Raw genomic sequence first — 10176 nt, 5'->3', positions numbered from 1 at the left:
TAAAACAGGTCACCGCCTGCTTTCAAATCCACTCATGTCTAAGGCGCTTTATTGCTTATCCCCCAAACAGTCAGATTTGCGCTGCTCCTCAATCCACATGCGCTCCTTGCCTGTCAGTTCAGCCTGTTCCAACAGGTCTGGTCGGCGTTCCATCGTGCGACGTAACGCCTCTTGGCGTCTCCAAGAATCAATATTGACGTGATGCCCTGACAGGAGTACATCGGGTACTTTCCAGCCCCGAAACTCCGCAGGCCGGGTATAATGGGGGTACTCCAGCAGCCCCGTACTAAATGAGTCCGTTACCGCACTCGTTTCGTTCCCCAGCACTCCTGGTAGCAACCGTGTCACACTGTCAATGACGGTCATGGCTGGAAGCTCACCACCAGTCAATACATAATCTCCGATAGAAAGCTCATCCGTCACCAAATACTCTCGAATACGCTCATCATAACCCTCATAATGCCCACATATAAAAATAAGATGGTCCTCTTTGGCCAGCTCTTCCGCTTTCTTTTGCGTAAAAGTCTCGCCTTGTGGACACATCAAAATGATACGCGGAGATTTTATGTCTGTGTTACGTTCTACCCCTTCATGTTGGATAACTTCATCGGCTGTCTCTAATGTTGGTTGCTCTGATTTATCCAACAGCGCTTCCACCGCAGCAAAAATAGGGTCAGGCTTCAAAACCATGCCGCCCCCACCGCCATAGGGCGTATCATCCACTTGTCCATGCTTGTTGCCAGCATACTGACGAAAATTAACCGCTTGCAGTGATACAATTCCCTTATCCCTTGCTTTTCCCAGAATGCTTGCATTAAATACTCCATCAAACATCTCTGGAAACAGGGTTAGCACATCCACCCTCATTACAGCAGACCTTCCATTAACCGTACCGTAACCCGTTTTTCACGCACGTTTACATTCAAAATAACATCCTCTATATACGGCAATAGCAGTTCCTTGCCTTTAGGCATTTTGACTACCCATACATCATTGGCTCCCGGAGTCAAAATTTCTTTGACCACGCCGAGCTCATTTCCGTCTTCGGTCACCACTTCCATGCCGACTACTTCATGAAAATAGAATTCATTTTCTTCCAATTCACCTAACCGCTCAGCAGATACCTTCAACAATGTACCTTTATATTTTTCGACTTCATTAATATTGTGATATTCCTTAAATTTAGCGACAACCATATTTTTTTGAAAACGCGCTGTTTCAACAGTTACGGGGATCGGTGCTTTACCTTCCGCCGGAACAATCAAAAGCTCACTACCTTTAGCAAAACGATCTTCTGGGAAATCTGTCGTCGTTAATATTTTAAGCTCTCCACGGATTCCATGGGTGTTCACAATTTTTCCGACATTAAACAATTGTTGCATCGTGTTCCTCCTGCTTGTAATCGGTCCCGCTCCATATCATCTTCATCATGTACGAAAAAGGGTTAGGACATACATCCTAACCCACTTTCGTATATCTTTAAGATATGATGTCTACGGTAACCCGTTTATCCATCTTAACGGCTGCTGATGCAACCACAGTGCGAAGCGCCTTGGCGATACGACCCTGCTTACCAATGATTTTGCCTACATCCTCAGGATGCACACTAAGCTCATATACAACAAGCCGATCCTTCTCCAAGGTCTTCACGGTTACATCTTCCGGATGATCGACTAAAGCCTTAGCAATGATTATCACTAATTCTTCCATGGTTGACCCTCCGTATCAGCACCTTATTTCTGTAGTTTAGATTCATGAAACTTTTTCATTACGCCCGCTTTGCTAAGCAAGTTACGGACTGTGTCGGATGCTTGTGCACCATCTTGCAACCATTTCAGCGCTTTATCTTCATCAATTTTTACAACCGCTGGTACTGTGATTGGGTTGTAGTAACCGATTTCTTCGATAAAACGACCGTCACGCGGGGAACGAGAATCAGATACCACGACGCGATAGAAAGGAGCTTTATGTGCACCCATACGTTTCAGACGAATACGAACTGCCACGAAAATTCACCTCCTTCAAAAAGTAGACTGTATATTGTTATCCCATAATTCCAAGGGCCTAACGGCCTTAGCGGAAAGGAAACTTCATACCTTTACCCATACTCTTCAACTGCTTCATAGCCTTGTTTTTGCCACCCTTAGGTCCCATCATATCTGAGAACTGCTTCATCATGCGACGCATTTCGTCAAATTGCTTTATCAGACGATTTACCTCAGCCAGTGATGTTCCACTGCCTACAGAAATACGTTTGCGTCGGCTATGATTAATCATGTCTGGGTTTTGCTTTTCCTGTGTGGTCATAGAATGAACGATAGCCTCAATCCGGCCCATCTGTTTGTCATCCACTTTGATATCTTTCATTTGCTTCATGTTGCCCATACCGGGAATCATATCAAGAATCTGGTCGATTGGACCAAGCTTCTTAACTTGATCCATTTGCTCCAGAAAATCTTCAAAAGTAAACTCGGCATTACGCATTTTCCGTTCCATTTCCTTCGCCTTATCGGCGTCGATATTGGACTGCGCTTTTTCAATCAGGGACAACATGTCACCCATGCCTAAAATCCGTGAAGCCATCCGTTCAGGATGAAACGGCTCCATCGCATCCAGTTTTTCACCCAATGTAGCAAACTTGATCGGACATCCCGTCACAGCCTTAACTGATAAAGCTGCACCACCACGAGTGTCACCATCCAGCTTCGTCAGTACAACTCCCGTCAACTCCAAGCTACTATTAAAGTGCTCTGCAACGTTAACCGCGTCCTGCCCCGTCATGCTATCTACAACCAGTAGAACTTCATCCGGCTTGACGTTGGTATGAATCTGGCGCAACTCTTCCATGAGCTCTTCATCAACATGAAGACGACCCGCAGTATCTATAATAACGTAGTCATTACCATTATCCTTAGCATGCTGCAAACCCTGTTTTGCAATTTCTACCGGGCTTGTCTGATCTCCCAGAGTAAATACAGGAGTATTAATCTGCTCCCCAAGGACCTGAAGCTGCTTGATCGCGGCTGGTCTATAAATATCACCAGCTACAAGCAATGGACGATGATTTTGCTTTTGCAACAATTTCGCCAGTTTACCAGACGTCGTCGTCTTACCTGCGCCCTGGAGACCCACCATCATAATGACCGTAGGCGGTTTGTTTGCTTTGGCAAGCTTGGCCTGACTGCCACCCATCAACTCGGTCAGTTCCTTGTTCACGATGTCGATGATGACCATGCCTGGCGTAAAGCTGTCCATCACTTCCTTACCAACGGATTTCTCCTTTACCTTGGCAATAAAGTCCTTTACAACCTTGAAGTTAACGTCCGCCTCAAGCAAAGCTAATCGTACTTCACGCATCGCCTGAGCTACATCATCCTCAGACACTTTTCCTTTGCCGCGCAGTTTACTGAATACATTTTGCAAGCGAGTCGATAATCCTTCAAATGCCATACTTTCGCACCTCCTTGTCTACCAGGGTTGTTTGTTCTTGTATCTATATGTCCTACAATTCCTGCAGGCGATTTACAATTTGATGGACATGTTGCAGAGTGCCTTCATCGGACTCACCGATTTTACCGAATGCCTCATACAACGTCTTATTTAATTCTTCGAGATCTTGGATTCTACGCTCATACTTACTTAGCAAACCAAGCTTTTCCTCGTACATTTCCAATACCTGTTCAGCACGTTTAATATGTTCATATACTGCCTGACGGCTAATTTGAAATTCCGATGCAATTTCCCCTAAAGAAAAATCATCATGGAAGTAATATTTTAAAAACATCTGTTGCTTCTCTGTAAGCAGAGGTTCATAGAAGTCAAACAGTCGGTTAATCCGGTTTGTCTTTTCCAGCCGATTCTCCTGACTCATCTTGTATACCTCCATCGTCAAGGAAAAACACTTTACAGTTCTTTTCAACGTTCCTTATGATACATAAAAGAAAAGAAGATGTCAAGCGTTATCCCTTGTCATACAAAAAAAAGCCGATCCACTGCCCTTAAACGGAAGTACGGATCGTCTTTTTGCCCACTGTTACTTAAACCCTTACTGGAGTAAGATACAGCAGAACAGCCAGAAAATGAAGTATGCTGCCTGCCAAAACAAACAGATGCCAGATCGCATGGTGATATGGAAATGCCCGCCACACATAGAAAATCGTGCCCAACGTATACATAAGACCACCTACGAACAATAACGTCATCCCTCCGGCGGGAACAGTCGCAACCAGAGGATTCCAGGCAATTGTGATGAGCCAGCCCATCACAATGTAAAACACGGTAGACATAAACAGGAAGCGCTTGGTGAAAAACGCCTTGAACAACACACCAAACAGTGCAATCCCCCAAATCACCCCAAACAGTGTCCATCCCATAGTACCTCGCAGTGCAACGAGCATAAACGGGGTGTAGCTGCCTGCAATGAACAGGTAAATGCAAGAATGATCGAATATTTCGAACAAATCCTTCATTTTCCCTTCACGCAGGCTATGAAGCAACGTTGAATTGGTGTACAACAGCAACATCGTAATCCCGTAAATCGTAAAGCTGACGACATGCCAAGTGGTTCCTTTCATGCTAGCAAAAACAATGAGCAACACAAGCGCTGCTACGCTTAAAACGGCTCCAATTCCATGTGTAATGGCGTTGGCTACTTCTTCCCGTCGGGAGTAGGTATAGGTGTTTGCCATCGGTTTTTCACCCGGCTTCCTGATTTATATTTTACATACAAGATACATTACATATACGGCATCGACAGACTTCTTGCTTTCATTATACATCTGGGCGAACTTGAGCAGCAACAGGATGGCTACTTAGTCCCAAACGTAGCATGAAAGCCTACTTTAAACGTATCAGTTCTGTTCTTCCTCACCTGTAGCAGTTGCTTCGACCGTCTCTTCCTGAATCAACCCCGCAAACAACGCATGAACGAATTGCTCGGAATCAAACGGTTGAAGATCATTCACTTTTTCACCTAAGCCCACCAGCTTAACAGGCAAATTCAGCTCCTGACGGATGGCCACAACAATTCCGCCCTTCGCTGTACCATCCAACTTCGTTAGTACCAGCCCGGTTACACCGCTTTTCTCACCAAACAGCTTGGCTTGGTTAAGTGCATTTTGTCCAGTCGTCGCATCAAGTACCAACAACACTTCATGTGGAGCATCTGGAATTTCGCGTTGAATCACACGGAAAATTTTGTTCAGTTCCTCCATTAGATTGCTTTTATTCTGAAGACGTCCTGCGGTATCACACAACAAAACATCCACTTTACGCTGCTTGGCAGCCTGTACGGCATCAAACATAACCGCAGCCGGATCGGAACCGGATTGCTGCTTAATAACCTCTACACCTGCCCGTTCGCCCCATACCTCCAACTGTTCAATCGCACCCGCGCGGAACGTATCCCCAGCAGCCAACAATACTTTTTTGCCCTCTTGTTTAAAACGGTGAGCTAACTTGCCAATGGTTGTTGTTTTGCCGACGCCATTGACTCCCACGAATAAAATGACTGTAATCCCGTCAGGATTCATTTTGAGCTGACTATTGTCATTACCCCGCAGCAACTCAGACAGCTTCTCCGACAATACAGGCTGTAACTCGGATGCGTCCTCGATTTTGCGCTTTTTCACTTCTTCTCGCAGGTCTTCAATGAGGTTCATAACCGTGTTGACGCCTACGTCCGCTCCGATCAGAATTTCTTCCAGTTCCTCATAAAATTCCTCATCAATCTTTTTACGGCGAATCATCAAGTCTGTTACTTTTTCAACAAAACCTTTACGTGTTTTTTCCAAACCATCTTTGAACTGTTTTGTGACAGATTCAGTTTTGTTTGCAATGCTTTCCTTCAATTTCCTAAAGAAACTCATGGATTCCCTCCGTTGGTCTGAAAGTATGTTATTTAATGTCAGGCAATCTCAGCTTCATCGTTGTCCAGCTTGACAGATACGAGTTTGGAAACCCCGCCTTCCTCCATCGTAACCCCGTACAGCACATCTGATTCTTCCATTGTGCCCTTGCGGTGTGTGACTACAATGAACTGTGTCTGCTCCGAGAATTCTCGTAAATACTGGGCAAAACGCACCACGTTTGCTTCGTCCAATGCAGCCTCTACTTCATCGAGTACACAGAATGGAACAGGTTTAACGTGTAAAATGGCAAATAGTAACGCCATCGCTGTTAACGCACGCTCACCGCCCGACAGTAGCTGCAAGTTTTGCAGTTTTTTTCCCGGTGGTTGAGCTACGATGTCGATTCCCGTCTCCAGCAAGCGTTCCGGGTCAAGCAGCACGAGATCAGCACGTCCGCCTCCGAACAGCTTGGAGAATACCGTTCCAAATTCGCGCCGAATAGCATCGAATGTAGTCTTAAAGCGTTTGGACATTTCTTCATCCATTTCACGAATAACCTGATAAAGCGTTGTCTTGGCCTCCACCAAATCAGACTTTTGCTCATCAAGAAACGTATAACGCTCATGCACACGCTGGTATTCCTCAATGGCACCTAGATTCACCTCACCTAACGCGGAAATACCACGTTTGAGCCTTTCTACCTCACTCTGCGTACCTTCAATATCTTCAGGTATAGGGTAACGCTGCTTGGCTAACTCATAGCTGAGTTCATAATCATCACTTAATTTTTTCAGAACATTTTCCAGTTCCACATCAAGTCGATTTACTCCAATTTCCGTTTGACGAAGCAACTCCTCCACTGACTTGAGCTGAATTCGCTGTTCTTTCGTGTCGTTCTCAGCCACTTCCAGCTTTTTGGACAAGCTACTGCGTGCAGCCCGCTTGAATTCCAGTTGCTGTGCGGCTTCTTCCTTTTTCAAACGGTATTGATTGAGATTTTCAATCTGCTTCACGGTCTCCTGCTCATTGGTCAGCAAATCTGCTTCGATGGAAGCAAGCAAGGTCTTGTTTTGTCTCGAATCCTTACCAAGAGTATCATAATCCCCACGCAATCTGCGCAGCTGCTCTTCCAATGAAAAGCGCTCCTGGTCCAGCTTTCCTTCTCTTACCTTGAGATTCGTGAGCTCTCCCTGCAGCTGCTCTTTGGCAGATTCGTTGGCTTTACGGGCGAATTCGGCAGCGTGAATGGCCTGATGCGTTTTCTTCTCTTCTTCCTCCAGCGCAGCCAACTTTATCAACGCTTCTTCACGGGAAGTTTCCAGCTCCTTGATTTCCTGATCAAAGCCCTTTTTCTCCTGACCAGACGCAGCGACCTGCTCCAGAACATGACGAAGTTCATGCTCCAGTTGCTTGAGCTCCATTGCCATCTGCTGCTCTTCACCGCGCTTCACATCGCCGCCCTGACGCAACTCGTCCAGACGGGTCTGTGTCTCCTCCAGCTGGCGTTTGGTATCTATTGCACTCTGGCGCAACCTTGCAATTTGCTGCTCCGTATCTACAATGTCTTGATCCAACTGATCCAGCTGACGCTTACGTCCAAGCAGATTAGCATTTTTCTTGAACTGGCTTCCCCCAGTCATGGAACCCCCTGCATTGACAACATCGCCTTCCAAAGTGACCACGCGGTATCTATATTGGCAACGGGCCGCAATACGGTTTGCATCTTCCAACGTACGGGCAATGACCACATTCCCCAAGAGACTGCCTACAATTCCGGCATATCGATCATCATACTGAACAAGATCTGCACCGATCCCGACAAAGCCTTCAGCGCCTTCTGCAATTTGGCGTTCCCCCGCACCGATTTGACGCGGGCGGATAACATCCATAGGCAAAAATGTCGCTCTGCCCAGTTGACGTTGCTTTAGAAAACTGATCGCCTGTCTGGATACGGATTCATTTTCCATCACGATATGCTGAACTGAAGCACCCAAAGCAGTTTCCATCGCCTGCTCTAAATGCTCAGGCACTCGAATCAGCTCCGCTACCGCTCCATGTACACCGTGCAAGGTTTCTTTTCGTGCAGCCTTCAATACCTCTTTAACTCCAAGCATGAAGCCGTCAAAGTCATCCTGCATTTCCTTCATCGTATCTCGCCGTGAAATTAGAGCCTCTCGTTTTTGTTCCCATTTACGAACCGTACCCTGGTTTTCTTCCAGAAGTTTTTGCAGGGCTTGGTACTTTTCACTTCCCTGAATATAGCCACTACGCAAACTACTTATTTCCTGCCCTAGCTTCTGAACAGCAGCTTCCAATCCCTTTTTGCGCTGTTCAAGCTGTACTTTCTGGGCTTCCCATTTGCCGGATTCGTCACTTACGCGAGTCACACGCCGTTCCAATGCTTCCTTCTGTTGGTCTGTATAACGAATTTCGTTACGGGCCTGTGCCATTTGATTCATCAGCTCCAGCAGACCACCCTTTAGGCTTTCTTCCTGCTCCTGGCTGATTCCGCCTGTAACACCAATCAGTTTGGCCTCTTCGTCAGACAGCCGCCCACGCAACTCGTCAAGCTCTACATTCAGTGCAGACAGCTTTTCGTTCAGTTGATCCAGTTCACTCCTGCGCTCGGAATGCCGTGATTCGCTTGTGCTAAGTGATAAGATCAATTGTTCCCGATTAGCCTCCAGATTGCGTGTGCGCTCTTTGAGCAATTCGCCGTAGCCTTCACTTTTCTCCGTCGCTTCACTGTATTGCAGCAGATCCCTTTGCAACCGCTCTACTTGCTCCTCCAGCTGGCGTAATTCGTTGCGGTCGCTTTCCAGCATCGCATCGTGGCTGGACACCACCGTAGACAACTGAAGTTGCTCCTGCTGCAGCAAAGCTAGTTTGGAAGTCGCATCGCTCCACGAAGTATGAATTTGTTCAATTTGATGGACGTACATTGAAATTTCTTTGGATTTCAATTCACCGCGCAGCTCTTTAAAATGAATCGCCTTTTCAGACTGCTCCTTAAGCGGTCCAATCTGATCCTCCAGTTCACTAACCAAATCGTGAATACGCAGTAAATTTTGCTCCGTTTCATCCAGCTTGCGAACCGCATCTTTTTTACGCGATTTATACTTTACGATACCCGAGGCTTCCTCAAAAATACCTCGACGATCCTCAGATCGGGTACTCAGAATTTCTTCAATGCGTCCCTGTCCAATAATTGAATAAGCTTCTTTACCAATCCCTGTATCCATAAACAGCTCTGTAATATCTCGGAGTCTGCATGATTGCCGATTAATGAAATATTCACTATCCCCACTTCGATGTACACGTCGCGTTACCGTGACTTCACCAAAATCCAGAGGCAACGCCTGATCTTCATTATCCAGCGTAAGCGATACTTCACCGTAATTAACAGCCTTACGAGCATCACTACCCGCAAAAATAATGTCCTCCATTTTGCCGCCACGCAGTGATTTGGCACTCTGTTCGCCCAGCACCCAACGAATCCCGTCGGAAATATTACTTTTTCCGCTTCCGTTGGGTCCGACGACTGCCGTAATGCCGCGGACAAATTCCATTTCCGTTTTATCTGCAAACGATTTGAAGCCCGCCAGCTCAATGCGCTTTAAAAACATGCTCAATCTCACCTCTAACATTTCAAATATGCTTGTACAACACCGTATACCTGATTGATATGAATTATCCCTATTGTAGCATAAACTAGCTTGTATAAAGCACAGTACCGACACTCACATTACACCAGCAAAGCCACGAAAAAAGAGCAAAACGCAGTCCATTCGCCATTACGGGCCGGGACTCCCCGCGGACTGCCCTTTGCTCGTACTTTGTGTCCCCTGCTTGCGTAACCCGTCCGGGCTGCTCAGGTACCGATTACGATTCTGCCAGCTTCAAACGGTTTAAAGCTACTGCCGCCGCTTGCTGCTCAGCTTCTTTTTTGGAGCGTCCCGTACCTGCCCCTAGCCGTTCGCTGTCCATATATACCTCAGCTACAAACTCGCGCTCATGGGCTGGTCCGCGCTCCTCTACAATCTTGTATTCAAGCATCCCCATGTTATGATGCTGCGTCAGTTCCTGAAGCTCTGTTTTGAAATCACTCATCTGAAGCTTACCATTTAATACAATTTGAGGAAAAATATAACGTTCCAGAAACGACCGGACGGCCTCCAGACCCTGATCCAAATAAAGCGCACCTACGAACGCTTCGAATACATCAGCCAACAGAGCCGGACGAGTACGTCCACCTGTCAACTCTTCACCTTTTCCAAGCAGTACATATTGCCCAAACTCAAGCCCGACAGCAAACTTCACCAGAGAA

10 protein-coding genes are annotated in these 10176 nt (G+C 46.4%); all 10 read right to left on the bottom strand.

Features of this window, described 5'->3' with window-relative positions; translation table 11 throughout:
* Positions 1 to 48: 48 nt before the first annotated feature.
* Complete coding sequence (gene trmD, locus GRP75_RS13685) at positions 49 to 867, bottom strand: tRNA (guanosine(37)-N1)-methyltransferase TrmD (RefSeq protein WP_023988171.1); 819 nt, start codon at positions 865 to 867, stop codon at positions 49 to 51.
* On the bottom strand, positions 867 to 1382 hold the full coding sequence (rimM, locus tag GRP75_RS13680) for a ribosome maturation factor RimM (protein ID WP_160789565.1): 516 nt from the start codon (positions 1380 to 1382) through the stop codon (positions 867 to 869). The genes trmD and rimM overlap by 1 nt, the downstream gene beginning before the upstream one ends.
* Positions 1383 to 1479: 97 nt before the next feature.
* Positions 1480 to 1710 (bottom strand): KH domain-containing protein, encoded by a 231-nt coding sequence (locus tag GRP75_RS13675; protein ID WP_013309863.1) that lies wholly within the window; start codon positions 1708 to 1710, stop codon positions 1480 to 1482.
* A 23-nt stretch (positions 1711 to 1733) separates the two neighbouring features.
* The gene (gene rpsP / locus GRP75_RS13670; RefSeq protein ID WP_013309862.1) at positions 1734 to 2006 is read right to left on the bottom strand and encodes a 30S ribosomal protein S16; all 273 of its coding nucleotides are present in this window, start codon (positions 2004 to 2006) and stop codon (positions 1734 to 1736) included.
* A gap of 67 nt (positions 2007 to 2073) precedes the next feature.
* On the bottom strand, positions 2074 to 3450 hold the full coding sequence (gene ffh, locus GRP75_RS13665; protein WP_013309861.1) for a signal recognition particle protein: 1377 nt from the start codon (positions 3448 to 3450) through the stop codon (positions 2074 to 2076).
* A 52-nt stretch (positions 3451 to 3502) separates the two neighbouring features.
* A complete protein-coding gene (locus GRP75_RS13660) occupies positions 3503 to 3871 on the bottom strand; it encodes a putative DNA-binding protein (RefSeq protein WP_023988169.1) in 369 nt (122 codons plus the stop codon).
* Positions 3872 to 4037: 166 nt separating this feature from the next.
* Positions 4038 to 4688 (bottom strand): PAQR family membrane homeostasis protein TrhA, encoded by a 651-nt coding sequence (gene trhA / locus GRP75_RS13655; RefSeq protein WP_023988168.1) that lies wholly within the window; start codon positions 4686 to 4688, stop codon positions 4038 to 4040.
* A gap of 162 nt (positions 4689 to 4850) precedes the next feature.
* Complete coding sequence (gene ftsY, locus GRP75_RS13650; protein WP_068940638.1) at positions 4851 to 5867, bottom strand: signal recognition particle-docking protein FtsY; 1017 nt, start codon at positions 5865 to 5867, stop codon at positions 4851 to 4853.
* Positions 5868 to 5905: 38 nt separating this feature from the next.
* Positions 5906 to 9475 (bottom strand): chromosome segregation protein SMC, encoded by a 3570-nt coding sequence (smc, locus tag GRP75_RS13645; RefSeq protein ID WP_160789564.1) that lies wholly within the window; start codon positions 9473 to 9475, stop codon positions 5906 to 5908.
* Positions 9476 to 9731: 256 nt separating this feature from the next.
* The coding region (locus GRP75_RS13640) for a ribonuclease III family protein (protein WP_237449037.1) at positions 9732 to 10176 on the bottom strand (445 nt) is incomplete at its 5' end.

The organism is Paenibacillus sp. OT2-17 (assembly GCF_009827695.1).
Classification (GTDB): Bacteria; Bacillota; Bacilli; order Paenibacillales; family Paenibacillaceae; genus Paenibacillus; species Paenibacillus polymyxa_B.
This window is presented reverse-complemented; position numbering and strand designations above follow the sequence as displayed.